The 506-nt window shown below is 53.4% G+C and carries 1 protein-coding gene; it reads left to right on the top strand.

Annotated features, from left to right (window positions below; all coding sequences use genetic code 11):
• Positions 1-506: amino acid permease (locus ACWHAR_RS32495; RefSeq protein ID WP_452089106.1), on the top strand; the 506-nt coding region annotated here is incomplete at both ends.

The raw sequence follows: 506 nt of genomic DNA, 5'->3' as shown, positions 1-506 counted from the left end.
CTCTCGTAGACGGAACATTTCAGTTTACCGATTTTGGCCGCGGATTGCTGCTCCTGTTCTGGGCATTGGTCGGATGGGAAATCGTCGGCAACTACAGCATGGAAGTGAAAAACCGCGGGAAAACGATTCCACGGGCTGTCGTGATCAGCAGCCTGACGGTAACGGTCATATATTTGGCGACCGCGGCAGCTGTTCAGTGGATTGATCCTGGATTCTCCGCAAACGGACAATTGAAGCTGGCGATGATGCTGACGCCGTTGTTCGGATCTTTTGCATTGCCGGTGATCGCAGTGCTCACCGCTGTCCTCTGTATGTGTGCTTATTTTCAGGTGACAGGCGGAGCAGCCAGGCTGGTGGCCTCGCAGGCCGGCGGGCTGTTTGCCTACAGATCAAGGGGAAATCAGCCGACTGCAGCGCTGGGGCTTATATTTCTCATCCATACGATCGTTTTCGTCTGCCTGATGTTTCACTTTCTTAATGTTGAGACGCTGGTTCTGATCGCAAAC

It is taken from the genome of Bacillus sp. LR--39 (assembly GCF_053613335.1).
Note: the sequence above shows the minus strand (reverse complement) of the source record. Positions and strands in the feature narration are given on the sequence as shown.